This window comes from Clavibacter nebraskensis NCPPB 2581 (assembly GCF_000355695.1).
GTDB lineage: Bacteria > Actinomycetota > Actinomycetes > Actinomycetales > Microbacteriaceae > Clavibacter > Clavibacter nebraskensis.
Genome location: NC_020891.1, coordinates 2,011,238 through 2,037,425, shown reverse-complemented (window position 1 = coordinate 2,037,425; position 26,188 = coordinate 2,011,238). Strand labels below are relative to the sequence as shown.

Below are 26,188 nucleotides of genomic sequence, written 5' to 3'. Positions count from 1 at the left end.
GGCGGTCGCGAGGGGTGTGACGCGGGGTTGCGGGGTGTGACGACGCGGGGCGTCACGGGGTGTCACGCGGGGGAGCGGTGCCTGTCCGTCTGGCGTCGCGTCGCGGGTTCGCGGGCGGCTCCAGGCGTCACGTCGTACCCTGATCCGGGCGCATCCGACGCCCGCTCACGAGACACGGAGGATCGCACCGGTGGACCAGCTGCTCAGCCGTCTCGATCGGATCGCCGCCGGGCGCCAGGCGGGCCACGTCATCGCCGAGGACATGCGCGACCACCCGTGGACGACGCGGGCGTTCCGCTGGATCCGGTGGATCCTCATCGCCGAGACCGCCGTCGGCGCGACCGCCGTGGCCATCGCCCTGACCCTCGCCTCGGACGGCATCCCTGTCGCCCCCGCCGTCTGGTTCCGCTCCCTCGTGGTGCTCGCGATGACCCTCACGCTCTACTACTTCGCCTGGCGCGCCTCGGCCGGCTACTGGTGGGCGTACTCGCGCCTGCGCCTGTTCAGCCAGATCTTCCCCATCGTGACGCTGGTGATCGCCGCGATCCCGGGCCTCTACCCGCTCTGGATGGTCATCGAGCAGATCGTCTTCTCGCTGCTGCTCATCGGGGTGGCGGACATCCTGCGGAGCGACCACATGCGCGACGCGTTCCCGAAGCCGGGGCGGGTGGCGGGCGGCTCCGCGGCGGGCTCGTCGTCGGCGCGGCCGTCGGGTGGTGCGGCGGCCTGATCCGGCGCCGCTCGGTCGTTCGGCGCGTGCCGGAGCAGTGCCGCCGATGCGGTAGGCTCTACGAGTTGCCCAGCGATGGGACAGCGGGCTGTGGCGCAGCTTGGTAGCGCACTTGACTGGGGGTCAAGGGGTCGCAGGTTCAAATCCTGTCAGCCCGACGGACATGCCTCGGAAGGATCTACTGGTCCTTCCGAGGCATTCGTCAATTTCGCGTCGAAATATATTCAATATGGCCGGCCCGCGAGAAAGCTTCCTTGCTAGTACTCGTCCTGAACCGAAGTGTCAGCGTCCACAAGCTCGTGCATTTCACGAAGAGGAAGTAGCCTTAATTGGCTAGCGGGCACCTCTTTAGCCAACCATGTCGAACCCGTCGCGTATACAAGACCGTCGAGCGACGCGGCGTCTATTTCCAGTACTGCAACCGATGCCTGCTGTCTCCTCGCGGCGTTAAGGGCGACGGAGCAAGAGTCAGTTAAATGGACCCAATTCCGCCGTCCGGGTACTAACCCGGCTCTGGCCTCAAGTATGGACTTCAGGTTTCTTAGCGGCGTTGCATGATACAAAACACGGGGTGGATTCTTTGATGAATAGGCGATACTGGTTCGAGTCGAATGGCCATAAACTGCTCTGATGTCATACCCCTCCAGTTCGAATCGCTGCTCACCCAAAGCTCCGGCAATAAGAATTAGCTGAGCGCTGGTAACTTTATGCCCGGAAGAACGTAGAAGGTCTGTCAACTCGTCCACGTGCACCCAACCATCCTTTGTGGCAGGAGTTGAAGGATCGTGTCGTAGGCGATAGGCCATAGCGCGGCTGATCCGCCGTCTATCCGCATTAGAAAGAATCTGATACTCGTCGTCCCCGACGCGCCCTGTTTGCCTGGCCCAAAGTTGGCTAAGGTCTAATGCGAGAGAGCGAACTGCATCCTGCTCACCCTTGGAGCTCAGTACTTCAAGTATTTTGCCGCCGAAAGCTCGAGTCTGCGAGGAGGCTGATGGGAGGCTAATGGCACGCACTGCTCGAGCGATAGCGCCTAATTGGTAAAGATGAAAGGCTTCCGCTTCAGTAAGCACTTGACCGGAGACGAATTGCCAAGAATCTGTGTAGGCCTTCACGACTGCTCGACGGCTCTCCCAATCATCGGGATCAAGAAGCTGCCCGTCTTCTAGTAATTGTGCAATTTCGTAGCCGTAAGGGCGGACGCCTGTTGATTCAAGATCGACGGCGAGAATGCGGTTGTCCGCATCGACTAACCAATTCATGGGATGTGCGTCTCGCCGAGGCAGCAGCGGTGCATTGGCAATCTCGTCCCACCATCTGTTAAATAATCTGTCGCGCAAAACGTCGTCCCCCGTGAGGGCTCTAAGCCATCGTCCCAGTTCCTTGCTTCGCAGTTCTCGCCGGGCACCCGTCATTACTCGTCCATCAACTCCTGAGTGATGAATCAATGCTAGATATTCGGCTGTGCTACTCAGTGTAGCCAATCGCAACGTGTCCGACTGTAAGGGTAGATGTTGGCCCAGTATAAAGCCATTTGAGTACCGCCTAACCGATATAATTTCCGAGACTCCCGGCGTGGATTGCGTTAAAGGTTTGATTTCAGTGAGATGTTCTATTATTCCGAAACGGCTCGAAAAGCCGTACTGATTCAGGCTATCCATTACCCGAGAAGTGAACGCAGCGTCGCGATCCCGCCCCTCCCTAGACATGGTCTTGAAGACAAACGTCTGCCCTGTACTGCCATCGACGTCGCGGAGGCTGACAACGCCGCTTCGGCCGCCCAATTGAACGTGAGCTAAGTCTGCACTTTGATAAGCTACGCGAGCTGCCGCGGAAAACATCGCGTTGGTGTCCCCGGACTGAATGGCAAAGGTGTACTCGTCTGGACCTTCGAGGGCAAATCCTCGGAGAGGCCCGTGTGCATCCAGTTCCTTAGCCATCAAGGTCAAGTGACGTGGACTAGAGGAGGCGCTGCCCGGTGCACGTAAGAGTGACCGAAATCCCGCGCGACGATCTTCTGTACTTCGGTTCATGGTGGCCAGAAGAAAGTAATCCTCTGCAATACTCGCTTCGACGCCTGCGCGGCCTAAAGGGCGTTCCCTGTGGCTGCGTCCGAGGCGTAGCTCGATAGCAGTGCGTAATGACGCTTCTGCATCTGAAGATGTGGTTTCAGGTGCCCGAGCGAAAAACGAATGCAAGTCCGCTCGCAAGTCACGGAACAGGTAGTCGCCGTAGTGCTCGGAGTTCCGAAGAGAATCAATGAGTTCGGGGAGAGCTCTGTAATAGCTTTTAGGCATTGTGGTGTCGGGGCGCCGGAGGCCGAAGGGAAAAAGAACGCATCTAGTGTCAAGATCTGAGTATCCCTGTGCCGCCTGAGTTTCGAGGGCATCAAACATGGCTAATAAGAGCGTTCTGGCCGCAATTTCTTCCTTGCGGCTGAAGTTGTCCTCAAGCGATGAAGCTTGGAGACTTTCACGCCCTCGGTGGATGAAACCGGCTCGGCCCTCCGATGACGTTGCGTTTCCCGCCAACCTAAGCCAGGTATGCGCTCCTGCGATACAACGCGCTCCATCGCGTCTTGGGTCGCTCAAGAATAGACGCGCCGCCTCACGCACCGCTTCTTTGTCTCCGAAAAGGTCGTAAAGCCAGGTAGAGGCTTCAATGAAGTACGTAAGGGCCTGTTCAGATCCCTGTTCATGAGTGGTGAGCAATATTGTGCGAGCCTCGCGCAAGGCTTCCTCCTGGACTGGACCAAAGCGAGCCAGAAGCACTGTCGACATGCCTAGGCGGGTAAGGGTTCCTCGGCGTAATCGCGTGTTGCTCAGGTCAGCCTCTTGCTTGACGTAGCCTAAGTACGCTCTTGACGCATTCAGTGCGCGGCTAAAAACCGCTCTGCGCTTCCATGTTGCTTCAAATGCCGTATTAAGAAACGACTCGCCTAGGCGCTCAATCAGTTGCAAATAGGTGTCCGGCATAGAAGTGCCAGCGGACTTTAGATAGCCCGAAATGCCGGCAGCGTCGTGCCGAAGACGTTCCTCGGCTATTAAGTACGCGAGTAGGGGGAGCGGCTGCCCATCCCGAGAAACGGCTTCTCTAATGTATCTAGCGACCTCAAAGGATGAGGTGCTTTTCGCTATAAGCGCAGAGACCCCCGCGGCTCCGACAGTAGACACCCAGCGGTCGAGGGCATCTGCAACGTCTATGCCGTACTGCTCTGCGAGGATGACAATTGATGGAAAAGATTCGCTAAGGGTGTCGACGCGCGTGTCGGGCAATTGGTCTTGCGTGCTACTTGCGTACAAATGGGCGATTGAAGTGGGAGTGGGTCTGGCCATGCGAGTGACCCTACAGACGAGTGCGGGGACTTAATACACCTGGTCTAACTTAAGTTCAGGCGCCTCAAAGAACTACGCCGAATGTTGGCCCCCGAACTGGGAGTTGCCAAAACGAATGGGTGCCGTATAGTGCATCTATTTATCAGCAGAAACGGCGCGGCGGGCGGGGTGTCGCGTTGACGCATGAGCTGCTGCTGCCCTGCCTGCGCAGGGAGATGCGCATGTAGTGGGGATGCTGTTGAGTGGGCTGCTTCGCCAACCACAAATCCAGTGCGTCGAGGGGCGTGTTCTAAAGCGGTGCCTACCGTTTGCGTGCCGTGCGAGGACGCTACTCGGACGAGCAGTCTCAGTAGCCTGGCCCGCTTTCACCCCCACACGAGGGCTTACGCCCGCGGGAGCGCGCTCATAGCCTCAGGCGTCGTCATTCGACGGCACCACCTGCCGCCTACCCCTTCGTCGCGGCACGCACCCGAGGAGTTCCATGCCCGACGTCCCCTCCGCCGCTCCTTCCGGCTGGTTCCCCGACGGATCCGGGCAGCTCCGCTACTGGGATGGATCCGCGTGGACGCAGCACGTCGCGCCGATGGTGCAGCCCGCCGCAGCGCCGACGCCCGCTCCGAGCGCGGCCGCGACGGCGGCCGTCGCGGCGTCGCAGCAGGCCGACGCTGTTCGGCACGCGCAGGCCGCCGAGGCCGCGCACCACAAGGCGATGCGCGCCGCCGAGGCCGCGCAGGCGAAGGCCGTGCGCGCCGCGGAGGCGGAGCAGCAGCGTGCCACGAAGCTCGCGCAGCGCGAGGCGGCCATGCAAGCGAAGGCGGCGGAGCGCGAGGCGGCGGCTCGGGAGAAGAGCGCCCGCGCGGCGGCGGCGACCGTCGCGATGCCGGTACCCCCGCGACAGGCTGCCGTCGCGGCGCCGGTCGCCCCGGCGGCTCCTGCCTCCGTGATCACCGACACCCGGCCGAGCCGTCACCCGGCGACCACGTGGGTCATCACGTCAGTCGTCGCGCTGGCCGTGCTGATCATCACGGCCCTGGGCGGCTTCGGCGGCATGTTCGTCGCGCTCGGCCTCGTCGGGATCGCCACGGCCCTCTACCCCTACGCTACGGGCCGGCGCAGCTGGATCCCCGTCCTGACGACCCGTTCGCGCAACGGCGTCGCCGCCGCGGGCGCGGCCGTGCTCATCGTCATCGGGGCCACGGTCCCGGTCGCGGCGTCCGCTCCCGCTCCGCGCCAGGCGGAGGCGATCTCCGCCAGCGCGAGCCCGACGCCCACCGCGTCGCCGACCCCCGCGGTCCACGTCGTCGAGGACGTCAACGCGAAGAGCGCCTCCGACGCCCGGACGCTCCTCCGCGAGGCCGGCTATGCCGTGCAGTACGTGCTCGAGTCGGGCGAGGCGACGAGCCTCACCGCCGGCATGACGGTGAAGTCGCAGAGCCCGGTCGCGGGGTCGCGTGCCGACGCCGGATCCACCGTGACGCTCGTGCTGCTGGCGCCCGCCCCCACTCCGACGCCCGAGCCCACCGTCGCGCCTACGGTCGCTCCGGCGCCCGTTGCGCCTGCTCCCGCGCCGGCTCCGGCCGCCCCGGCTCCCTCGCCGGCGCAGCAGACTGGCGGCATCAACCCGGGCGGCTTCTGCTCTTCGGTGGGCGCCGTGGCGCAGGCGGACAACGGACGCAGCTACAAGTGCGGCGGCAAGGGCCCCGACGCCAGCGGCCGGTACCACTGGAACACGATGTGATGCGATCTCAGTCGGCGCTGCCTCCGCGCCGCTGAGCTGGGAGCGCGGCGGCCACCTGGCTGAAGTAGGGGTGTCGGCGCCACGCGGCCAGGTCGCCGACCACATACAACCTCCGGCGAGCGCGGCTCACCGCGACGTTGAGCAGATTGACGCTCTCGGCCGCCCAGGCTCGTGCGCCGGGCTTGTCGGGATCGCCACCGAGCACGAGCAGCACGACCTCCGCCTCGCGTCCCTGGGCGGTGTGGATGGTCCCCGCGGTCAGCCCCGGGTAGTCATGCTTGAGAGCGTCCAGGCGATCCGCAACGGACCGGAAGGGCGAGATGGCGATGATCTCCTCGGCACTGATTCCGAGCCCGAGGAGGTACTCGATGGCGTTCCGGGTGCGCGCCAGCTGACCGGGTTGGAGATGGCTGCCCGGAGTCGTCGCTGGCTCATCGACCCAGTGGCTGGGGGATACGCGCGGCCCGTCAGGCCCGTCGAATCGGTCCGCCTGGACCGTCGCGTGGAACATCAGCCCGGCGTACGCCATGCGGTTGCAGATCGTGAACATCGGGTCGTCGCACCTGCGGTGGACGCGCAGCGGTGCGCTCACCCACATCATCTCGTCGCCCTGCGGCAAGGATGTGCCGAAACGGGCCACCCGGTCCACGAGGGTCTGCACCGACGCGCGCGGTGGGATCCAGGTGGGAGTCACCTCGTGCGCCAGCGCGAGCGCCCCGACGGTCTTCTGGGGTACGGAGATGATCGGCGGGAGCTGGAGGGGATCACCGACCGCCACGACCCGTCGGGCCCGCCAGATCGAGGCGGCGGCGTGCTGCGGTGCCGCCTGACCGGCTTCGTCGATGAGCAGCCAACCGAGCGCCTCGCGTCCGAGCGACCCGAACATGCGGCCTGATGACGCGAACGTGGTGGAGATCGCGGGGACCACGAGGAAGAAGAGCTGCCACGCCGCCTTCAGCTTCTCGCCCTCGAGGTCGGCCGGGGAACTGCCGGCGACGACCTGGCATGCGGCGCGCAGGCCACGGACCATCGTCGACGCCGCGCTGGCGAGGAAGTCGCGGTGCAGCTCCAGGGCGGCGAGGAAGAGATCGGACCGCGCCGCGTCGAGCGTCGCGTCGAGCCAGGGTGCGATCATCTCCCTCTCCTGATCCGTACGGCCCGCTCCAGGACGCGGTCCCCCGATGCGGGCGTCGTCCTGCTCGCACTCCTTCACGGTGGCCGCGATACGACGGCGGACCGCGGAGAGCTCCTGGCGGGCGGCGCTCACCTCCTGCGCGGCACGTGCCTGAGCTAGGCGGTCGGCTTCGGAGCGGCGTCGCTCCGCGTCGTCGCGGGCCGCGGCCTGGTCCCGGGCGATCTCCAACGGCCCAAGCGCCAGACGCCACTCGCGGACCGCGCGGCCGAGGGAGAACAACGTCTCCCAGATACCCGGTTTGACGAGGACATGGTCCTGGATCCTGCCCACCGCGCGCTCGAGCGCGGCAGCGGCGTCCGCTCGGGCGATGGCGTGAGCCGCGGACTCGGTCTCAACTTGGGCCGCCCAGGTCTCCAGGCGCACCACCGCGCCCGCGGTCTCGTGTTCCTGCTCCCGCAGGTGCGGGAGCAGGCGGCGTCTGGCATCCGCCTCGCTCCGTTCGCGGATCTGCTCGTCGACCCTCCGCTCGGCGTCCTGGAACGCACGACGAGCGTCATCCCATGGGCGGAACGGCTCGGATCCGTCCCTCCATCGGGTGAGTAGCTCCTGCATGCCCCGTACGGGCGCACGGCCATCCGCCGCGAGCTCGTCGCTCTGCTCTCCGAACCAGAAGGAGGAGTAGAAGGCGCCTCGGTTCTCCTTCTTCCCGAGCCTCGCCGCGACGAGGCCCCACGCCTCCGCGCCGTCGCTGTCCGAGGATGGCGTACGCGTGCCGCTCTTCCTCATGACCAGGGACGCGAGCTCGCCGAAGTAGTCCGCCGACCCCCGCCACCTCTCGTCGATCGCATCGCGTCCGGGGATCTGCGAGGAGATGTTCTCCACCGCGGAGTTGTTGGACGAGGCGACGACCATCTCGAAGCCCGTCAGCTCTGGTCGGAGCTGCGGCACGGACATCCTGTGGCCCTGCGCTCCGTTCCACTGGTGGACGACGGAGGTGAACGCGTCCTCGGGCCTGGCTAGCGCGGACAGACGGCGGGCGCGCTCGGTGACGTTGCCCGCGAGGATGTCGCGCAGCATCGTCGTCTTACCCGTCCCGGGTGGGCCGTTCACCCCCATGAGACCCGCTGCCGGCATCAGGTCGCGCAGCGCGTGGTCGACGGCGAACTGCTGGCTGGTCGCGAGCGGCTGCGACGGGTTCGTGGGCCATCTGCCCTTCGGGAGGCGCTCGATGCCGGCACCGAACTCCATGGCGCCGATGTCCGCGACCACGTCGATGCGCCGGTCTTGAGCCAGGTCGCCATCTCCGGTCAGGTAGGTCGACAGGGCGGCTCCCACGTCGCCCCTGGCGACCTGCTCGGACACGGAAGTGAGGTCCTCGAGGTGGAAGCTGTTGAGGAAGTCGATCTCGAGGGCGCCTTCGGCGGTGCGGATGGACACGGGGACACTCTGGATGCGGATGGCGTCGGTCGCGAGGTCGGTGTCGCCGACCAGTCCTGCCGAGGCGTGAGCCAGCCGGAGGAGCCCGGAGAGGGCATCAGCGTCGATCGGCTTGAGGCCCTCGTCCCCCGTGTCCGCACGCACACCCTCGTGCTCGTCGACCGCGTCAGCCCAGGCCTCCGCCGCGCTGCCGAACCCGTCGATCCACTCCCGACTCGTCGTCGCCGACCTCGAGAGGTGTCCGACCGCCCACGAGGCCGACGACAGGATCGCGGACTCGGGGACGTACTTCCCGCCGTCGTCGACGAGCAGGCCGGCCACTGCCGTAGTACCTCCCGGGCGTTCCTGGTACGCGTCGCGATCCTCGGGGAACAGGGCGTGCAGCCGTGCGAACGTCGCCTCGAGGGGATACGCACCGAGGTACACGGTGTGCCGCCACACGCGCTTCGCGCCGTGACGCGGACGGGGCGGGGGCATCACCTCCCACGGCAGAGGATCACCGGAACGCCATGCCGCGACACGCGCCTCGGATGGGTCGGTCCGAGAGGTGACCGCGGGGACCGCCTGCGGGTTCAGGAGTTCCAAGAGCAGCCAGAAGCGCAGGGTCCGGAGCTGATGGTCCTGCGTGCGTCGTTCGTCCATCCGGACATGATCATGGATGGCTGTGGGCTCAGGGGCGCTGTACCCCGAGGGCTCGGTATGTGGTAGCAGAGATGAAGCGGTCGTGCCGGACTGCGTGCTGATGCGCCGCCCGCCCCCTCACCGCACCATCCGCACCGTGACCATCTCCGCCCCCAGGTACATCCGCCGCTCCACCCCACCGTCGCGCGCGAACCCGTTCCGGCGGTAGAACGCCGCTGCGCGCGGGTTGTCGTCGGCCGCCCAGAGGTAGGCAGGGGAGTCGCCGACGGCCGCGTCGAACAGGGCCTGGCCCGCGCCCGAGCCGTGGGCGGAGGCGACCACGTTGATCGCGTAGAGCTGGAAGGGGCGGAGCGGATCCTCGTCGCGCGCGGGTCCCGCGAGCGCGAAGCCGACGATGCGGTCGCCGTCGAGGGCGACGAAGACCGGAACCCCGAAGGGGTCGCCCAGCGAGCCGCGCCACTGCTCGGCCCTCGCCGCGACGTCCAGCCCGTCGAGGTACGACGCCGGCAGCAGGTGCGCGTACGTCTCCTGCCAGGTGCGGATGTGGACCTCGGCGATCCCGTCTGCGTCGTCGGGCACGGCGGGGCGGACGGTCGGCGGGTTCATCTCCACACGATAGGGGCGACGGAGATCGACGGGCGAGCGCCGGACCGACGAGGAGGGAACAGAGCGGGACGCCCCGCCTCCTCGGATCCTCGCGCCTACGGTGCCGTGGCGCGCTCCCGCTCGCGGAATCCGACCGCGACGGATCCGAGCGCATCGTCATCCGTCGGGGCAGCGGACGAGGCCGCCCGCCGCTCCACGACCGCGTCCCGCGCCGGGTCCTTCGCGGCGAGCGCCGCCGCGATCGTGAGCACCGCGTACAGGCCGATGTAGGCGCAGAGGATCCACGGGGATCCGCCGCCCCACTGCAGGAACAGCACCGCGAGCAGCGGCGTGAGGCCGACGGAGAAGATGCTGCCGACCTGGTAGCCGAGGCTGACGCCGCTGTAGCGGACGCCCGTCGGGAACTGCTCGGCGAACCACGCGGCCTGCGGTCCGTAGATCGAGTCGTGGAAGACGTTCATGCCGAGCGCGAAGACCAGCGGCAGGAGCAGCAGCGGGCCGGAGTCGAGGAACGCGAAGAACGGCCAGATGAGGATCCCGATGCCGGCGGCGCTCGCGATGGTGAGGCGGCGGCGGCCGACGCGGTCGGAGATCCAGCCCCAGAGCGGAGTCGTGAGCACGCTCAGCGCGGAGACGATGAGCACCGCCGTGAGGGCGCTGCCCGAGTCGCCGCGCTTCTGGGCGAGGTAGGAGAGCGTGAAGACGGTGAGGATCGAGTAGAGCGCGGGCTGCACGAGGCGGAGGCCCGCGGTGATGAGCACGGCGCGCGGGTGCTTCCGCAGCACGACGCCGAGCGGGAAGCGCTCGACCTTCCCGGCCTCCTTGATGTCGCGGAATTCGGCGGCGTCCTCCACGCGGAGGCGGATCACGAGGCCGACCGCCACGAGCACCGCGCTGAGCAGGAACGGGAGGCGCCAGCCCCATGCGAGGAACACCTCCTCGCCGAGCCCGAAGCGCGTCGCCGCGAAGACGCCGGTGGCGAGGAGCATGCCGCCCGCGGAGCCCATCTGCGTGAAGGCGCCGAAGAGGCCGCGCCGGTGGGCGGGGGCGTGCTCGACGGAGAGCAGCGCGGATCCGCCCCACTCGGCGCCCGCCGCGATCCCCTGCACGAGCCGCAGCAGCACGAGGCCGACGACGCTCGCGAGGCCGATGGTCGCGTAGGTCGGCAGGACGCCGATGAGCGTCGACGCGATGCCCATGAGCACGAGCGAGTAGACGAGCATGCGCTTGCGGCCGATCCGGTCGCCCAGGTGCCCGGCGACGATCCCGCCGATGGGCCGCGCGAGGAAGCCCACCCCGTACGCCGCGAACGACGAGAGCAGGCCGACCCCGGGCGTCTGGTTCGGGAAGAACTGGCTGCCGAACACGAGCGCCGACGCCGTGGCGTAGAGGTAGAAGTCGTAGTACTCGACGGTGGTGCCGATGAACGACGCCGTGAGCACGCGGCGGCGACGGCGGGAGACGCCGGCGGGGGCCTCCGGCGCGGCGGGCGATGCGGGTGGCGCGGTGGATACGGCGGGCCGTGCGGTGGTCATGGAGTCTCCAGCGGTGCGGCTGCGGTGCAGGGGAAGGCCGAGCGGGGATCCGCCCGGGTGCCGCCCACCGTGCCCCGTGATCCCCTCGCGAGGAAGGGCCGCGGTCACGCCGCGTAACGCGGGCCGGTAAGCCCGCGTCACACGGGCCGCCCCGGATTCCGGCGCGTGGGGGAGCGAGTGGGAGGGTGGAGGTCCGACGAGAGGATCCCCATGCCCGACGCCCGGCCCCCGCTCCGCTTCGCCGCCTTCGTGATGAACACCGCCAGCCACATCCAGCACGGCCTGTGGCGGCACCCGTCCGCGCGGCAGCACGAGTTCGACGACGTCCAGCTGTGGGTGGACCTCGCGAAGACGCTCGAGCGCGGCCGCTTCGACGCCATGTTCTTCGCCGACGTCGTCGGCCTCTACGGTCCGGGCGACGGCGCCTACGACGTCAACGCGCGCGAGGGCCTGCAGTTCCCGAGCAACGACCCGTCCGTGCTGATCTCCGCGCTCGCCGTGAGCACCGAGCACCTCGGCTTCGCGTTCACGAGCTCCGTGCTGCAGGCGCACCCCTTCGACTTCGCCCGCAAGGTGTCGACGCTCGACCACGTCACCAAGGGGCGCATCGCCTGGAACGTCGTCACGAGCGCGCTCGACGGCGCCGCCCGCAACTTCGGGCACGACGGCCTCGAGGACCACGACGTCCGCTACGCCTGGGCCGACGAGTACCTCGACGTCGTCTACAAGCTGTGGGAGGGCTCGTGGGACGACGACGCGCTGCAGCGCGACAAGGAGCGCGGGGTGTTCTCGGACGCGTCGCGGATCCACCGCATCGACCACGAGGGTCCGCGCTACAAGGTGGCCGGGCCGCATCTGTCGTCGCCGTCGCCGCAGCGCACGCCCGTGCTCTTCCAGGCCGGATCCTCGCCCGTCGGCCGCCGCTTCGCCGCCCTGAACGCGGAGGCGCAGTTCATCCTGTCGTCCACGCCGGAGAAGACCCGCGCCCTCATCGAGGACACCCGGGCGCTCGCCGTGGACGCCGGCCGCCGGGCGGACGACCTCTCCTTCTGGCTCGGGCTCTCCTTCATCACGGGCAGCACGGAGGAGGAGGCGAAGCGCAACGAGGCCGAGATCGACGAGTACCTGAGCGCCGACGGCTTCCTCCTGCACTCCAACCTCGGCTTCGACCCGAAGACGGGCGAGCAGCTGGATCCGGCCACCCCGCTCAGCCAGGTCGAGACGCAGGCCGGGCAGAGCCACCTCAACTGGCTGCGCGAGGCGTCGCCCGACCGCGAGCCGACCATCGCCGACCTCGCCCGCCTCTCCGCGAAGCTCCGCGGCCGCGTCGTCGGCACGCCCGAGCAGATCGCCGACGTGCTCGCGGGCTGGCAGGACGCGGGCGTCGACGGGATCAACGTCATCAACTGGACCCTGCCCGGCAGCTACGAGGACTTCGTCGGCCACGTCACGCCCGTTCTCCAGGAGCGCGGCCTGCAGCAGAGGGAGTACGAGCCGGGGACGCTGCGGCACAAGCTGACCGGCCGCGACCGGCTGCCGGAGTCGCATCCGGCGGCGGCGTACCGGGGTGCGTTCTCGTGACGGGGGCCACGACGGGCACGTCGACCGCCGACCTTCGAGCCGAGTTCCTGCCGCTGTTCGACCGGATCCGCGACGGCGCCGTCGCCCGCGAGCGCGACCGGGAGCTGGCCTTCGACGCCGTCGCGCTCCTCCGCGAGGCGCGGTTCGGGGCGATCCGCCTGCCCGTCGCCGACGGCGGGCGCGGCGCATCGCTGGCCCAGCTCGTCGAGTTCGTGGTCGAGCTGTCGGCCGCCGACGCCAACGTCGGGCACCTGCTGCGCGGCCACTTCGGCTACGTGGAGCTGGTGCTCCGCCGGCCGCCCGGGCCCGCGCGCGAGGAGTGGATCCGCCGCATCGCGTCCGGCGCGATCGTCGGCAACGCCACTAGCGAGCAGACCGGCAACACCCTCGCTGACATCTCGACGACGCTCACCGAGCGCGACGGCCGCTGGATCCTCGACGGCACCAAGTACTACTCCACCGGCACGCTCTACTCCGACTGGATCTACCTCGCCGCGGGTCGCGAGGCCGCCGACGGCGTCGAGCGCGTGACCCTCGCGGTCCCCACCGACGCGCCGGGCGTCACCGCGGTCGACGACTGGGACGCGTTCGGCCAGACCCTCACCGCGAGCGGCACCACGACCTTCGATGCCGTGGAGGTGGATCCGGCGACCGTCACCGCCTACCGAGAGGCGCCGCTGAGCCACATCCAGGCCTTCTACCAGCTCTACCTCGTGGCGGTGCTGGCGGGGATCGCCGCCGAGGTCGAGCGCGACGCGGTCGGCTACGTCCGGACCCGCACGCGCACCTACATCCACGCGAACGCCGCCCTGCCTCAGGACGACCCGCAGGTGCTCGACGTCGTCGGTCGGATCTCCACGGCCGCCTTCGCCGTGCGCGCCACGACCCTCGCGGCCGCGGCACGCCTCGACGACGCCGTGGCGACCGCCTCGGCAGGTGAGGCCCTCGACCGCCCGACGCTCGACGCCGCCGAGAACGCGGTCTACCAGGCGCAGGTGCACGCGGTCGAGCAGGTGCCCGCCGCCGCGACGCTGCTCTTCGAGGTCGGGGGAGCGTCCGCCACCTTCCGCGAGCGCGCGCTCGACCGGCATTGGCGGAACGCCCGCGTCGTCGCGAGCCACAACCCAGCCATCTACAAGGCCCGGGCGATCGGCGAGTTCGCCGTCGCGGGCCGCGGCCCGGTCGAGGCGTGGGCCGCCTACGAGAAGGTGGGCGCGACGCCGTTCCCGCGCTGATCCGCCCCGACCCGCGACGCCCTGCCGCCGGGACGCCATGCCGCCCGAGCTGGGGGCGCCCAGCCGCCCGGCAGCCGCCCCGGCCCTCGGTACGGTGGAGGGGCGGCCACGACGCCGCGGGACGAGGGGATCCATGACGACGCACGCGCCCAGCCGACCCCGGCTGGACACGACGCCCCTCCGGGGCCGCATCGACCGCGACGACCTCCGCCGGTTCCGCCGCGAGTTCAGCGCGCGGTTCCCGGTGCTCCTTTCGCCGCTGTTCCTCCTCGGCCGGATCGGCATGGGCATCGCGGCCGCGTTCGCCCTCCCGATCGGCGGCCTGCTGCTCCTGGGCGGCGGCGTCTCCGCCCTCATCACCGACGACGCGGAGACGCGCGGCGACTCCCTCGGCATGGCCGTGTTCGCGATGCCCATGTTGGGCGCGGGCGTCTTCTTCGTCTGGTACCTGATCCGCACGCGCCGCCGTCGCAGCACCCTCCGCAACCACTACCGCCTGGCCCGGTTCGCCCGCGTGAACGGGATGAGCTACACGCCCGGCCCGCTCTCCGACGGGCACATGGGCGAGGTGGCGGCGCGCGGCATGTATCTCACGCGGATCATGCGGCCGCGCACCGCGCGCCCCGTCGAGTTCGGCAACCACGAGCTGAACCGGGGCTCGAGCTTCCAGGGCATCACCCAGTACGGCGGCTACGCGATGATCGGCCTCCGCCGCGAGCTGCCGCACATCCAGGTGATCTCGAACCGCACGCGCCTCCGCCGCGAGCTGACGCCGACCATCGACGTCGCGCGCTCCCAGCGGCTCGAGCTCGAGGGCGACTTCGACCGGCACGCGGCGCTCTACTGCCCGCAAGGGTACGAGCGCGACGCCCTCTACCTCTTCACCCCGGACGTGATGGCGGTGCTCGTCGACCGCGTGCGTGGCTTCGACGTGGAGATCCGCGGCGACCGCCTGCTCGTGCGCTCGCCCGCGGACATGGTGACGCTGGATCCCGATCGCTGGCGCGACGTGATCGACGCGACCGCCGCCCTCATGGCGAAGGTCGACCGCTGGGAGCGCTGGCGCGACGACCGGCTGCGGTCGCTCGAGGGCGAGGAGCGTTCCGTGCTCACGGCGTCCGACGAGGCGCTGGCCGTGCCGGAGCCCGGGAAGGCCCGGCGCCGGGGTCGCCGGCGGCGCGGCGTCGCGACGGCCGGACGCCGGCTCCGCATGCGGCCGACTCTCGGCCTGCTCCTGCTCCTCCTGGTGGGCGCGGTGTTCCTCGGGCTGGGCTTCCTGATCACGACCCTGCCGTGAGCCGCGCCACGGCGCTCACCCGGGCGCGGCTCGACACGGATCCGCTCACCGACCGGATCCGCCGTCGCGACCTCCGCGCGTTCCGCCGCCGGTTCCGGCGCGCGCACCCGGAGGCGGAGGGGAGCGGCGTGAAGGCGCGCACCCTCCTCATGACGACCCTCGCCGGGGTGAGCGCCCTGATGGTCGTCCTGCTGGCGTCGATCATGGCGGAGACGCTGCAGGAGGGCGCGCCCGACGCCGACGCCGCCGGCGAGGCGTCGTGGCAGGCCCTGATCGCCGCGGTGCCCGTCATCATGCTGGTCGTCTTCGGCAGCTGGGTGATCCGCTCGCGCGAGCGCCGCGGCGGCTACCGCGCCCACTACCGGCTGCTGCGCTTCGCGGAGGCGAACGGCATGACCTACCTGCCGGGTCCGATGTCGGACGGGCACTTCGGATCCGCGCGCCGCTACTTCGACCTCACGCGCGTGATGCGGCCCGCCGCGGCGTCCGGCGTCGAGTTCGGCAACCACGAGATCGTCACCGCCCGTCGGCGCGAGGGCGCGCCGCGCTTCGGCGGGTACGCGATGGTCCGGCTCGCGCAGGAGATGCCGCACATCCGCGTGGTCGCGCGGCGCGGCCTCGTCCGGCGCGCCCTGACGATGATGTCGCGCCCGGAGCGGGAGCAGCGGCTCTCGCTCGAGGGCGACTTCGACCGGCACTTCGCGCTCTACTGCCCGGCCGGCAGCGAGCGTGACGCCCTCTACCTCTTCACGCCCGACGTCCTCGCGGTGCTCATCGACCGCGTCCGGGGCCTCGACGTCGAGGTCGTCGGCGACCGGCTGCTGCTCACGTCGTACGACGACGTCGTGACGCGCGACCCCGAGCGCTGGCGCGACGTGATCGAGGCCACGACGGCGCTCGTCGCGAAGGTCGACCGGTGGGAGCGCTGGCGGGCGGACCCGATCGAGCGGCCCGCAGATCCGTCGGCCCTCGACGCGGCGCTCGCGGCGATGGGCCTGCCGGATGCGGGCCGCGCGTCCCGCCAGCGGCCCGTGCGCCGACTCCGCATGACGCCCACGCTCGGCGGCGTGATCGCGGTCGGCCTGCCGCTGCTGCTGCTCGTCGTGGGGTGGATCGCCGTGCTCGTGTCCCCGTGATGGGCATCACTCGCCCGTGACGCCGTCGACCAGCTCCCGCACCACGTCGACGTGGCCCGCGTGCCGCGCGGTCTCCTCGATGAGGTGCACGAGGATCCAGCGCAGCGACGGCATCTCGTCGGGCGGTCCGGCGGCGGCGATGTCGTCGAGATCGTGCCGGGCGATCACGGCGTCGCTCTCCGCGCAGGCGTGCTCGTAGTCGGCGACGATCTCGGCGAGGGAGTCGGTGGGATGGACGCGCCACTCGCCGTCCGGGTCGTCCTCGCCGCCGAAGCGCCGGTCGTAGTCGCCGGCCTCCATCAGCTCGACGGTCCAGGAGCGCTCGACGTCGGCGAGGTGCCGGAGCGCGCCCGCGACGGAGGTGAGGCTGGGGAGGACGCGACGCGCGGCGTCGGCGTCGGAGAGGCCGCGCGCCTTGCGGATCACGGTGGCGCGGTTGAGCGCCAGGAAGCCGGTGAGGCAGGCGCGCTCGTCGGCGCGGGGAGGGCGGGGGCGGTCGTCGGGGCCGAGGACGTCGGTGTCCGGGCCGGTCGCGATGTCGGGGAGGTCGGTCATGGCGGGAGCCTAGGACCGGTTCCGGCACCCGGGGAAGAGGCGGTACCACGGGGATCCGCGTGGAGAGGCCGCGCATCCGGCCCGCGTCAGACTGGACGCATGACCTCGAGCCCCGCGACCCGCCCGACCGCCGACCGCCGCATCGCCCCGGACGGCGGACGCCGCTCGATCCCGCGGACGATCGGGCGGATCCTCCTCGGCCTCGTGCTGATCATGGCCGGCACCCTGCACCTCACGGTCGCGCGGGAGTCGTTCCAGGCGCAGGTGCCCACGTGGCTGCCGATGGATCCCGACTTCGTGGTGCTGGCGTCGGGCGTCGTGGAGATCGTGCTCGGCCTGTCGCTCGTGCTCCTCGGCCGCTGGCGCGTGTGGGTCGGCCTCGTGGTCGCGGCGTTCTTCGTCGCGATCTTCCCCGGCAACATCTCGCAGCTCGTCACCCGCACGCCCGCGTTCGGCCTCGAGACCGACGCCGCGCGGGCGATCCGCCTCGTCTTCCAGCCGCTCCTCGTGCTCTGGGCGCTGTGGGCGACGGGCGCGTGGTCGGCCTGGCGGAACAGGCGCGCCCGCCGCTGATCGGGGTCGAGCGGATTCCGTAGGTTAGGCATCGAAACTGCGTAGTCAGATTTGCGCGCCGCGCACATGCACTAGTCGGCGCCTGAACCCGCGACTTCCTCTTTTGCTGCACGTCTGGTGATAATGGACTGGCGAATGGGGCTCGCGCCACCGGGTGTTTTCGGAAGATCTATATCACCCTTGATAAATACCCGATTTGTGAACTCGCGTATGATTTCGCGGCGTTCGGCCTCATCAAGGTTAGCAGTGAACGGCAGCACTTGTCTTAATGCCAAATCTGTTCGCTTCGCTGCTCTTGCCTCTAAGTGGTGCTGCTGACCACGGCGGCCGAGAAGGGTAGCTACTCCCAGGGTGCCGAGCGATACTGCGACTCGTGTCAGGCTCAGTCCTAAATTTGCATCTGCTTCAGGTCGCAAACTTAAAAGATGGAAAACCAACACGCCGAGCCCTGTGGCTCCGACTAGTGCGGCTCCTATGTCGCAAATCCAGGCAGCCCAGGTTTTGTTGCGGGCGTACCTTCCATAGTCGGTGGCCACTATATGTGAGGTCGTTGCATGTACAACGTTCCTGGCCTCTGCTTCAAGCCGATTGATAGCAGCGACTGAATCTTGAGCGGCCTCAGTGGCTGAGTCCTGATGTGACTTCAAGCTGCTTAGCTGTGAGCTGAACTGTTCTTCCTGGTCGGTCTTGATTGCGGATAAGGTCTCGCCTGCCTGATTAGTGAATGTCGCTACAGCCTCACTTATCCGCTGCCTCTCTGCTCTAACCGCTGAATCGAGCTCCTCTTGACGCTGCTCCAAAGTGAGCATATTATCGCGAATTTTGTCGGCGGTTTCATCGACGCTCCTCATGGCGTCGGTTGTCTTGTCGAGCAACGACTGAGTCGCGCTGCTCATACCAGATAAATAATGAGCAATCTTGAGTGGCAGCCAAGAAGCAAGCGCATCAATGATCTGATCCGCTGTGCTTACTACGTCAACCCATCCGATGGACCCGTTGTTTGCAAGTTCAATGTGATGCGGCAATATGGAAGCGGCGCTCGTTAGGGCGGCCAACATGTTAGGAGAAATTTCTCTGGGGTCGCTTTGTCCGCGACGTGATTCTAGAAGCTCTAGCACGCCTCCGACATGAGCCAAGGCATCTCGGTTCTCTTTCTCCGGAGGCATCTTTGACTCGTTCATGAGTCGTCGGGCTTCTGACGCATGCTTCCATGCGGCGCTAGCTGTGAATCGGTCCTGTGACAACATTGTGCCTCCCCTGCAAATCCTAGGGGCTCGTCAGGTCAATGGGAGGTGCGCGCGGCGGCCAATTTCGCGGCAACGTCGCTTACTTTCTCGGGCGGACACCAAGAGGTAGTGCCTACAGGCTTAGCCGGACGCGGTCGACGGCGCGCTGGGCGGCGGTCGTGCGGTGCCCGGCGCCGAACCAGGCGAGGGCGCCGAGGACGGGGAAGACCACGACGGCCACGACCCAGAGGTCGCGCGCGAGACCGCCGAGCGCGCGGTCGCGGACGATCTGCAGCACCGCCGCCACGACGAGCGTGACATACACGATGGCGATCGGGGCGGCGACGGCCCCGGCGATGAGTGCATCGGACATGGTGGTGCCTCCTGTCGAGTGCGCGTCGCTCGAACCTACGCCCGCGCCACACCGACGCGCGAGAGCAGGGCGGCCGTCGCGGCCTTCACGCCCGTCTCGATGGTGCCCTCCATGGTGGGCGCGAACTGAGGCGTGTGGTTCCCGGGAGGCGGGGTCTCGCCGCCGAACGCCTCGGGCTCCACGCCGCCGAACGCCCAGTAGACGGTGGGCACGCCGATGGCCTCGCCCAGGATCCCGAAGTCCTCGCTGCCCATGATGGGCGGCGACTCGACGACCTTGTCCGACCCGAGCTGCGCGGTGAGCGCCGCCACCACGCCGCGCGTCGCCTCGGGGTCGTTGCGGTTCAGCGGGAACGAGACGATCTCCTCGATCTCGGGCTCCGGCGCCCCGCTCGCGGCGGCCTCGGCCAGGATGATCCGCCGCACGGACGCCAGCACGCGCTCGCGCACGGCCGGGTCGAACGTGCGGATGCTGAGGCCCAGCACCGCGTGCTCGGGGATGATGTTCTCCTTCGTGCCCGCCTGGAACGTGCCGACGGTGACGACCGCGGCGGCCTGCGGATCCAGCTCGCGCGCGACCACCGTCTGCAGGCGCAGCACGATGGCGCTGGCGGCGACGATCGGGTCGATGGAGTTCTGCGGCTGCGAGCCGTGCGCGCCGCGGCCCTTCACGGTGACCTTCCACGCGTCGCTCATGCTCATGAACGCGCCCTCGCGCGTGGCGACCACGCCGACGGGGAGCGGGAAGACGTGCTGGCCGAGGATCACCTCGGGGCGCGGCGCGCGGTCCCAGAGGCCGTCGGCGAGCATGGCGCGGGCGCCCTCGCCCGTCTCCTCGCCGGGCTGGAACACGAAGACGACCGTGACGGCCCACGCGTCGCGGTTCGCGGCGAGCGCCTGAGCGGTGGTGAGCGCGGCGGCGACGTGGAAGTCGTGGCCGCAGCCGTGCATCGTGGGCACCTCCTTGCCCGACCGGTCGATGCCCGTGTCGCGGCTGGCGTGCGCGAGGCCCGTCTCCTCGAGGATGGGGAGGCCGTCGGTGTCGGCGCGGAACGCGACCACGGGGCCGTCGCCGTTGCGGACGATCCCGACGACGCCGGTGCCGCCCGATCGGAACGTCTCCGCGCCGATCGCCTCCAGGTACGCCTCGATCGCGGCCGCGGTCGCGTGCTCCTGCATCGAGAGCTCCGGGTGCGCGTGCAGCGAGCGGAACAGCTCGTGCGCGTCCCGCACGTCGTCGTCCAGCAGGCTGGCTCCGGGGTGCACGTCCCTGGGGATCCTCCTCGCGGGTGGGTGGCGTCCCTCGGGGGGACAGGTGGATCCGGGCTATTCCCGCCCCTCGGCCACCCCGTCACGGGTGCGGTCAGGCGCGGTCCGGGCTGCCGCCGACCGGCGGCTCGAGCATTGCGGGGTCGCGGATGATCCCGATCGGCGTCGTGTCGAGCCGCACCGACTGCACGACCACGCGCTTCGCCCGACGCCGGAGGTGGCGACGGGCCTGCGGCGTCGCGAGCAGGCTGCCGAGCACGAGGCCCGCGCCGATCGCCAGGGTCGTCGCCATCGCCCCCACGAACGCGCCCGTCGCGCCGGACGTGCCGGCCATCGAGTTGAGGAGCGCCGAGGCGACCGCGAGCGAGGGCAGGAGGGATCCGCAGAAGGCCGGCACCGCGATCGCCGTGGCCGAGACCCGGACGCGCGCCGCGACCACCGTGCCCAGCGCGCCGAGCAGCGTCGCCACCAGGAACGTCGCCGCGAGCAGCGGGACGCCGGCCGCCTTGAGGATCCAGAGCGAGACCGTGCCCACGATCGCCATGCCGATCGCGACGGGCATCACGCGCGCGTTGGCGCCCTGCGTGATCCCGGTGGCGCCGGCCGCGAAGAACGTGGTGATGAGCAGCATCCAGAGGGGGAGCGCCCGCAGCGTGATGTCGGTGGGGTCCACCTCGATGTCGACGCCGGCGGTGAGCGCGAGGCCGCCCGGGATGCCGACGGCGATACCCGCGACGATGAGCACGATGATCATGGCCCGCGACAGTGCCATGGCCCGGAAGCCGGAGATCGCGTCCTGGGCCCAGGTGACGATGGTGACGTGGGGGAGGATCAGCACCACCACGGCCGCGACCATCGCCGCGGCGCTCCCCGCGGGCATGACACCGGACCAGATCGCGAGCGTGCCCACGGCCGCCACGATCGCGGACTGCACGGCGACCACGAAGAACGGGGGGATGCCGCGGCGGGAGAGCTGCCGGCCGAGCACCATGGCGCCGATCATCAGCAGGAACGCCCCGACGGCCCCCGGCAGGGAGCCGCCCGCCTGCAGCGAGACGGAGACGCCGAACAGGCCCATGGCCGCGTCGGTGATCCACGACGGCCAGCGCGGCGGCGACTTCAGCACCTCGACGAGGCCCTCGACGGCACTCGTCATGTCGCGGTCGTCGTGGAGGAGCTCGTCGACGATCTGGTAGACGAGCGACAGCCGGTGGAGGTCGCTGCCCTCCGCGGTGACGACGCGCAGCTTCACGAGCGGCGGGCCCTCGAGTGGCGCGTACTGGATGGTGATGGCCGTGCCCGTGATGTCGAGCTCCAGCGGCGCGAGGTTCCACTTCGTGCTGACGGCGACGATGGCTATCTCGACCGCGCGCACGTCGGCGCCGGAGGCGAGCATCACCTCGCCGAGGTCGAGGCAGAAGTCGACGATCTGGCGCGGGGAGTAGAGGTCGCCGAGGCGACCGTGCGCGGGCTCGGTGCCCTCGTAGATGGTGCCGCGGAGGCGGGCGCGGACGTCGCGCATCTCCTGCGGGTTGACGCGGCGGCGGCGCTGGCGCGGCGGACGCGCGGCTCCGGGATCCCGGCGGGGGCGCCGCGGGTCGCCGGGCGGCGGGGTGGTGCTCAGCGCGATCAGCGCTCCGTTCGGTGGCCGGCCCGCGTCGAGCGGGGGCGGATGGTGGTTCGTCCCCACCCTAGGCGGCGTGCCGGGCGACACGCGCGCGCGGCGCCCGACCCGGGTCGGACGCCGCGCAGGCGGTGCGGACGGGATCAGCCCTTCGGGCAGGAGCTCAGCGACACGCTGATGGGTCCGCCGACCTTCGGGGCCGGGCAGATGAACTTCGCGTAGGCGCTGTTGCCGTCGAGGTAGCGCTTGAGGAACGCCGTGACCGCGTTGCGGATCGCGGCGACCGGCGCGTGCTCGCCCGCGTAGTGGTCGAGGCCCTTCAGCTCCAGGTACTGCTTCGGCGTGCCCGCCGGGATGGAGTCGTACGCGGGCTTGCCGAAGTACGCCGGCTCGGCGACGTCGTCCTTCTGTCCCGTGATGACCAGCGTGGGGGTCTTCATGGCGGGGTACGCGGGGTACTGCGCGTTCGGGTCGCTCGCGGGCGGGAAGTCGAACGGCATGAGCCCGATGGCCGCCTTGATGGACGGGCGCGACTGCGCCGCCTGCATCGTGCCGCCGCCGCCGAACGAGTAGCCGATGAGGCCGACGTCCTTCGCGGAGACCTCGGACCTCACCGCACTCTGGCCGGTGAGGTAGTCCGCCGCGGCGAGGATCTCGGTGGCGCGCTGGTCGGGCAGGTCGGCCGGGTCGAGGGTGTCGATGACGAACGCGACGAAGCCCTGCGAGGCGACGAGCTCACCGAGCTCCTTCTCGTCGGCGTTGGTGTTCGTGAAGCCGGGCGTGATGACGACGGCGCCGAGGACGGGCTTGCCGGTGTCCTGCGGCGTGTAGATGACGCCGCCGCCGAAGGCCTTCACGGCCGTCTTCGGGACGACCGTGGTGCGCACCGCGAAGGGCGCGTGGTGGTGCGCGACGACCGGCTGGTGGGCGGGGGCGTGGGCCTGGGCCGCGGCGGGGGCCGCGAGGGTCGCGACGAGTGCGAGCGCGGCGACCGCGGCGGGGCGGCGGAGCGAGGAGGGCATGAAGGGCATGGGCGTCTTCCTGTTCGAATGAGCGGGAGCCCGCGGCGATCGCCGCGGACTGGGTGCGGCAGGACGTTAGGGGCACGCGACCCTGTCCGCCCTCCGGTCATCCCCAGGCGCTCTGCCTGGGGATGATCCGCCCGCCGAGACCGTCGGATGCGCAGCCGTACCTGCGGCGTCCGGATCGCGTCGGGGACGGGCTGGCGGGATCAGCCCGTGGGGCAGGAGCTGGTCGACGCGCTGATGGGGCCGCCGACCCTGGGGGCCGGGCAGATGTCCTTCGTGGAGGCGCTATCGCCGTCGAGGTAGCGCTTCAGGAACGCGGTGAGCGCGGTGCGGATGGTGGCGACCGGCTTCCCCATCCCCGCCGCGTGGCCGAGCCCCCTGAGCTCGAGGTACTGCTTCGGGGTACCGGCCGGGATCGAGTCGTAGGCGGGCTCGCCGAACTTCGCCGGGATCGCGGTCGTGTCCTCCTGCCCGGTGATGATGAGCGTCGGCACCGTCAGCTCCGGGTACGCGGGGTGGACCGCCTTCGGGTCGCCCGCGGGCGGGCGGGGAGACCTCGTTCTTGACGGGGCTCCTCGCGGTGAGGTAGTCCGCGGCGGCGAGCATCTCCGTGGCGCGCCGGTCGGGGCGGTCGGCGCGGTCGAGCGTGTCGATGGTAAGGACGACGAAGCCGTGCGCGGCGAGCTCGGTGCCGTAGGCGGCCATGTCCGACCTCCTGCCGTGGAACCCGGGGGTGACGACGACCGATCCGAGGACCTTCCGCCCGGTGTCGCGCGGAGCGAAGATCGTGCCGCCGCCGAAGCCCGGGTCGGCCTGCACGGGGACGACGGTCGGGGTGACGGTGAACGGCGCGTGGTGCGCGGGAGCGGCAGGACGCGCCGGGTGGTGGACGCGCGCCGCCGCCTGGGCGGCCGTGGGGACGGCGAGGGCGGCGACGAGGGCGAGGGCGGCGACGGCCGCGGAGCGGCGGCGGAACGCGGGGGTGTTGCGGGCATGAGGCGTCTCTCGGATCGGGTCGGGGACGTCCGCGGCGACGGCCGTCGGACGGGAGTGGACGCTACGGAGGTCGCCGCTCCCTCGGACCCCGCCGCCCCAGCCCCCGCGCGGGGGCGCGCCCGATCCCGGCCGGCGCGGAGCAGTCCCCGCGCCGGTGAGGTCACGCGCCCGCGGGGTCAGCGGAGGAGGTCCCGCACGTGCGCGAGCGACAGACGGGCGGCGACCGCGATGCGGGGCTCGTCGAGTCCTGCCGCGTGGGCGGCGCGCACCGCGTCCCCGAGGGCGGCGACGGACGCGGCCAGGCCCTCCGACGCCTCCGCGAGCAGCGCCGCGTGCCGGTAGTGCTCGGGACCGGTGACGCGCGGCCGCGCGCCCACGTCGACGACCCAGTCCGCGTCCGGGTGCCGGGCCCCGCGCACCAGGCGCCGCACCGCGGGCAGGTCCGGCGCCGACCAGTCGAGGTCGCCGAGGTCGGCGATGGGCACCCAGCGCAGCTCGTCGTGGTCGGTGCTGGCGGTCGGCGGCGGCCCCGTCGGATCCACGAGGTAGCACGCGAGGTCGATGACGCGATCGCCCACGGGCACCTCGGAGCGGTCGACGAGCGCGCCGACGGTCACGTCGACTCCGAGCTCCTCGCGGATCTCCCGCGCGAGCGCCGCCTGCGGGGTCTCGCCCCGCTCGACTTTGCCGCCCGGGAACTCCCACGTGCCCGCGCCCGGCGTGTGCGCCGTGCGTCGGCACGCGAGCGCGCGCCCGTCGCGGATCAGCACCGCCGCCACGACCTCGAGTCCCGCCATGCCGTGCCTCCCGTCGACGCCGTCCGCCGCCTCGACGCTACCGGTGCGCCCGGGCGCGCCCGACCCGGCCTGTACCGTGGGACATCCGGCATCCGCCGCGACGAGAGGCACCACCCGTGAAGATCAGCCACCAGCGCCACTTCGTGGTCGCGGCCGAGGTGCTGCACCTGCCGAAGGCGGCGGGTCAGCTCGGCATCTCGCGCGCGAAGCTCGCCTCCTCCATCCGCGCGATCGAGGAGCACTACGGCCGTGCCGTGTTCGACCCGCAGAGCACCGAGACGCGCCTGACGAAGACCGGCCGCCTCGCGTACGAGGAGGCCCTCGAGGAGCTGGCGAAGCCGTCCACCCCGCCCGAGGCGCCGAAGCCGCCGGCCGGCGGGAAGGCCAAGGCCTCCAAGGGCCAGGGCCGCGCGCCCGTGGTCAAGGGCCAGCCGAAGCCGTACAAGCGCACGCAGGGGCGCTGACCGAAGATCGGACCAGCGCCCCGGCGACGGGTGGTGCGTCCTACTTCTTGAGGAACTCCAGCACGGCCTGGTTCCACTCCTCGGGGTGGCTGACCGTGACGCCGTGCGGGGCGTCCTCCACGACGTGCAGCTCGGAACCGGCGATGGCCTCGTGCGTGCGCGCGCCGGATCCCTCGAACGGCACGGTCGCGTCGCTGTCGCCGTGGATGACGAGCGTCGGCACGGTGACCTTGGTGAGGTCGTCGCGGAAGTCCGTGGTCGCGAACGCGGCCATCGACGCGAGCGCCGCGTGCTTCTTCGACTGGTGCGCGAGCGCGATGGCCTCCTGGCGCTCGGTCTCGGTGACCTTGAGCACGCCGTTCGCGGAGTAGAAGCCGGTCGTGAACTCGTCGTAGAAGGAGTCCTCGTCCTTCGTGAGGCCGGCCGTCATCTCGGCGGCCGCGTCCTTCGTGAGTGGGCCGTCCGGGTTGTCGTCGGTCTTCTCCAGGTACGGCGGCACCGCGGAGGCGAAGACGACGCTGTGCAGGCGCGCCTCGCCGCGGGTGCCGATGTAGCGGGCGATCTCGCCGCCGCCCATCGAGAAGCCGACGAGCGTGACGTCGACGAGGTCGAGCGCGGTGAGCACCGCGTCGAGGTCGGACGCGAAGGTGTCGTAGTCGTAGCCGGTGAGCGGCTTGTCGCTGCGTCCGAAGCCGCGGCGGTCGTAGGTGATGACGCGGTAGCCGGCGGCCTCGAACGCGGGCACCTGCTTGCTCCAGGACTCGCCGGACAGCGGCCAGCCGTGGATGAGGACCACGGGGCGTCCCGTGCCCCCGGTGTCGTCGACGTGCAGGTTCGTGTCCTTCAGGAGCCCGTGGTGGGCGGTGATCTCGGTCAT

21 protein-coding genes, 1 tRNA gene and 1 pseudogene are annotated in these 26,188 nt (G+C 69.9%); 9 read left to right on the top strand and 14 right to left on the bottom strand.

What is annotated here, in order from left to right:
- Nucleotides 1–190: 190 nt before the first annotated feature.
- Nucleotides 191–730, top strand: a complete 540-nt coding sequence (locus CMN_RS09565; protein WP_015490611.1) for a hypothetical protein — start codon at nucleotides 191–193, stop codon at nucleotides 728–730.
- 84 nt (nucleotides 731–814) lie between these two features.
- Nucleotides 815–888 (top strand) — tRNA-Pro (locus CMN_RS09560).
- A 99-nt stretch (nucleotides 889–987) separates the two neighbouring features.
- Here the strand turns inward: CMN_RS09560 and CMN_RS14805 are convergent.
- Nucleotides 988–3,705: an RNA 2'-phosphotransferase gene (locus tag CMN_RS14805; RefSeq protein WP_165583286.1), complete on the bottom strand. Its 2,718-nt coding sequence runs from the start codon at nucleotides 3,703–3,705 to the stop codon at nucleotides 988–990.
- An 841-nt stretch (nucleotides 3,706–4,546) separates the two neighbouring features.
- Between CMN_RS14805 and CMN_RS09555 the strand changes: the two genes are divergently transcribed.
- A complete protein-coding gene (locus CMN_RS09555) occupies nucleotides 4,547–5,803 on the top strand; it encodes a DUF2510 domain-containing protein (protein ID WP_015490609.1) in 1,257 nt (418 codons plus the stop codon).
- A gap of 7 nt (nucleotides 5,804–5,810) precedes the next feature.
- Here CMN_RS09555 and CMN_RS09550 read toward each other — a convergent pair whose 3' ends face one another.
- From CMN_RS09550 to CMN_RS09540, 3 genes are all read right to left on the bottom strand, one after another.
- Nucleotides 5,811–9,017, bottom strand: coding sequence for a DEAD/DEAH box helicase (locus tag CMN_RS09550; RefSeq protein ID WP_015490608.1), 3,207 nt, complete (start codon nucleotides 9,015–9,017; stop codon nucleotides 5,811–5,813).
- A 117-nt stretch (nucleotides 9,018–9,134) separates the two neighbouring features.
- Nucleotides 9,135–9,623 carry a GNAT family N-acetyltransferase gene (locus tag CMN_RS09545; protein WP_015490607.1) on the bottom strand — a complete coding sequence of 163 codons (489 nt, stop codon included), beginning with the start codon at nucleotides 9,621–9,623 and terminating at the stop codon, nucleotides 9,135–9,137.
- A 95-nt stretch (nucleotides 9,624–9,718) separates the two neighbouring features.
- The gene (locus CMN_RS09540; RefSeq protein ID WP_015490606.1) at nucleotides 9,719–11,158 is read right to left on the bottom strand and encodes an MFS transporter; all 1,440 of its coding nucleotides are present in this window, start codon (nucleotides 11,156–11,158) and stop codon (nucleotides 9,719–9,721) included.
- 210 nt (nucleotides 11,159–11,368) lie between these two features.
- On the opposite strand from CMN_RS09540, the gene CMN_RS09535 reads away from it, so the two are divergent.
- From CMN_RS09535 to CMN_RS09520, 4 genes are all read left to right on the top strand, one after another.
- Nucleotides 11,369–12,739: an LLM class flavin-dependent oxidoreductase gene (locus CMN_RS09535; protein WP_015490605.1), complete on the top strand. Its 1,371-nt coding sequence runs from the start codon at nucleotides 11,369–11,371 to the stop codon at nucleotides 12,737–12,739.
- Nucleotides 12,736–13,974 carry an acyl-CoA dehydrogenase family protein gene (locus CMN_RS09530; protein ID WP_015490604.1) on the top strand — a complete coding sequence of 413 codons (1,239 nt, stop codon included), beginning with the start codon at nucleotides 12,736–12,738 and terminating at the stop codon, nucleotides 13,972–13,974. The genes CMN_RS09535 and CMN_RS09530 overlap by 4 nt, the downstream gene beginning before the upstream one ends.
- 133 nt (nucleotides 13,975–14,107) lie before the next feature.
- The gene (locus tag CMN_RS09525) at nucleotides 14,108–15,271 is read left to right on the top strand and encodes a hypothetical protein (protein ID WP_015490603.1); all 1,164 of its coding nucleotides are present in this window, start codon (nucleotides 14,108–14,110) and stop codon (nucleotides 15,269–15,271) included.
- Entirely contained in the window at nucleotides 15,268–16,407 is a 1,140-nt protein-coding gene (locus tag CMN_RS09520; protein ID WP_015490602.1) for a hypothetical protein, read from the top strand. The genes CMN_RS09525 and CMN_RS09520 overlap by 4 nt, the downstream gene beginning before the upstream one ends.
- Nucleotides 16,408–16,413: 6 nt before the next feature.
- Here the strand turns inward: CMN_RS09520 and CMN_RS09515 are convergent, their stop codons facing one another.
- Nucleotides 16,414–16,962, bottom strand: coding sequence for a DinB family protein (locus CMN_RS09515; RefSeq protein WP_015490601.1), 549 nt, complete (start codon nucleotides 16,960–16,962; stop codon nucleotides 16,414–16,416).
- Between the two features lie 99 nt (nucleotides 16,963–17,061).
- Here CMN_RS09515 and CMN_RS09510 point away from each other — a divergent pair, with 99 nt between their 5' ends.
- Nucleotides 17,062–17,535 carry a DoxX family protein gene (locus tag CMN_RS09510; RefSeq protein WP_015490600.1) on the top strand — a complete coding sequence of 158 codons (474 nt, stop codon included), beginning with the start codon at nucleotides 17,062–17,064 and terminating at the stop codon, nucleotides 17,533–17,535.
- Nucleotides 17,536–17,606: 71 nt separating this feature from the next.
- Here CMN_RS09510 and CMN_RS14975 read toward each other — a convergent pair whose 3' ends face one another.
- From CMN_RS14975 to CMN_RS09480, 8 genes and pseudogenes are all read right to left on the bottom strand, one after another.
- Entirely contained in the window at nucleotides 17,607–18,716 is a 1,110-nt protein-coding gene (locus CMN_RS14975; RefSeq protein ID WP_155119030.1) for a hypothetical protein, read from the bottom strand.
- Nucleotides 18,717–18,894: 178 nt separating this feature from the next.
- Nucleotides 18,895–19,134: a PLDc N-terminal domain-containing protein gene (locus tag CMN_RS09505; RefSeq protein ID WP_015490598.1), complete on the bottom strand. Its 240-nt coding sequence runs from the start codon at nucleotides 19,132–19,134 to the stop codon at nucleotides 18,895–18,897.
- Nucleotides 19,135–19,169: 35 nt separating this feature from the next.
- Nucleotides 19,170–20,399 (bottom strand): amidohydrolase, encoded by a 1,230-nt coding sequence (locus tag CMN_RS09500; protein ID WP_015490597.1) that lies wholly within the window; start codon nucleotides 20,397–20,399, stop codon nucleotides 19,170–19,172.
- A 97-nt stretch (nucleotides 20,400–20,496) separates the two neighbouring features.
- Nucleotides 20,497–21,924 carry a threonine/serine exporter family protein gene (locus tag CMN_RS09495; RefSeq protein WP_227077671.1) on the bottom strand — a complete coding sequence of 476 codons (1,428 nt, stop codon included), beginning with the start codon at nucleotides 21,922–21,924 and terminating at the stop codon, nucleotides 20,497–20,499.
- Between the two features lie 245 nt (nucleotides 21,925–22,169).
- Nucleotides 22,170–23,057, bottom strand: coding sequence for a dienelactone hydrolase family protein (locus CMN_RS09490; RefSeq protein ID WP_015490595.1), 888 nt, complete (start codon nucleotides 23,055–23,057; stop codon nucleotides 22,170–22,172).
- A gap of 200 nt (nucleotides 23,058–23,257) precedes the next feature.
- Nucleotides 23,258–23,548, bottom strand: a complete 291-nt coding sequence (locus CMN_RS15320) for a poly(ethylene terephthalate) hydrolase family protein (protein WP_227077670.1) — start codon at nucleotides 23,546–23,548, stop codon at nucleotides 23,258–23,260.
- A 118-nt stretch (nucleotides 23,549–23,666) separates the two neighbouring features.
- Nucleotides 23,667–24,065, bottom strand: a pseudogene (locus CMN_RS15600) (poly(ethylene terephthalate) hydrolase family protein); the annotation flags it as partial.
- Between the two features lie 161 nt (nucleotides 24,066–24,226).
- The gene (locus CMN_RS09480; protein ID WP_015490594.1) at nucleotides 24,227–24,847 is read right to left on the bottom strand and encodes a (deoxy)nucleoside triphosphate pyrophosphohydrolase; all 621 of its coding nucleotides are present in this window, start codon (nucleotides 24,845–24,847) and stop codon (nucleotides 24,227–24,229) included.
- A 116-nt stretch (nucleotides 24,848–24,963) separates the two neighbouring features.
- Between CMN_RS09480 and CMN_RS09475 the strand changes: the two genes are divergently transcribed.
- On the top strand, nucleotides 24,964–25,311 hold the full coding sequence (locus CMN_RS09475) for a LysR family transcriptional regulator (protein ID WP_015490593.1): 348 nt from the start codon (nucleotides 24,964–24,966) through the stop codon (nucleotides 25,309–25,311).
- Nucleotides 25,312–25,351: 40 nt separating this feature from the next.
- Here the strand turns inward: CMN_RS09475 and CMN_RS09470 are convergent, their stop codons facing one another.
- Nucleotides 25,352–26,188 (bottom strand): alpha/beta fold hydrolase, encoded by an 837-nt coding sequence (locus CMN_RS09470; protein WP_015490592.1) that lies wholly within the window; start codon nucleotides 26,186–26,188, stop codon nucleotides 25,352–25,354.

Excerpts from the sequence above, each read along its gene's own strand:
- CMN_RS09470 (WP_015490592.1), bottom strand. The coding sequence starts at position 26,188 with ATGACCGAGATCACCGCCCACCACGGGCTCCTGAAGGACACGAACCTG.
- CMN_RS09540 (WP_015490606.1), bottom strand. The coding sequence starts at position 11,158 with ATGACCACCGCACGGCCCGCCGTATCCACCGCGCCACCCGCATCGCCC.
- CMN_RS09550 (WP_015490608.1), bottom strand. The coding sequence starts at position 9,017 with ATGGACGAACGACGCACGCAGGACCATCAGCTCCGGACCCTGCGCTTC.
- CMN_RS09545 (WP_015490607.1), bottom strand. The coding sequence starts at position 9,623 with ATGAACCCGCCGACCGTCCGCCCCGCCGTGCCCGACGACGCAGACGGG.
- CMN_RS09490 (WP_015490595.1), bottom strand. The coding sequence starts at position 23,057 with ATGCCCTTCATGCCCTCCTCGCTCCGCCGCCCCGCCGCGGTCGCCGCG.
- CMN_RS09525 (WP_015490603.1), top strand. The coding sequence starts at position 14,108 with ATGACGACGCACGCGCCCAGCCGACCCCGGCTGGACACGACGCCCCTC.
- CMN_RS09555 (WP_015490609.1), top strand. The coding sequence starts at position 4,547 with ATGCCCGACGTCCCCTCCGCCGCTCCTTCCGGCTGGTTCCCCGACGGA.
- CMN_RS09480 (WP_015490594.1), bottom strand. The coding sequence starts at position 24,847 with ATGGCGGGACTCGAGGTCGTGGCGGCGGTGCTGATCCGCGACGGGCGC.
- CMN_RS09510 (WP_015490600.1), top strand. The coding sequence starts at position 17,062 with ATGACCTCGAGCCCCGCGACCCGCCCGACCGCCGACCGCCGCATCGCC.
- CMN_RS09535 (WP_015490605.1), top strand. The coding sequence starts at position 11,369 with ATGCCCGACGCCCGGCCCCCGCTCCGCTTCGCCGCCTTCGTGATGAAC.
- CMN_RS14975 (WP_155119030.1), bottom strand. The coding sequence starts at position 18,716 with ATGAACGAGTCAAAGATGCCTCCGGAGAAAGAGAACCGAGATGCCTTG.
- CMN_RS09515 (WP_015490601.1), bottom strand. The coding sequence starts at position 16,962 with ATGACCGACCTCCCCGACATCGCGACCGGCCCGGACACCGACGTCCTC.
- CMN_RS14805 (WP_165583286.1), bottom strand. The coding sequence starts at position 3,705 with ATGCCGGACACCTATTTGCAACTGATTGAGCGCCTAGGCGAGTCGTTT.
- CMN_RS09495 (WP_227077671.1), bottom strand. The coding sequence starts at position 21,924 with ATGCGCGACGTCCGCGCCCGCCTCCGCGGCACCATCTACGAGGGCACC.
- CMN_RS09505 (WP_015490598.1), bottom strand. The coding sequence starts at position 19,134 with ATGTCCGATGCACTCATCGCCGGGGCCGTCGCCGCCCCGATCGCCATC.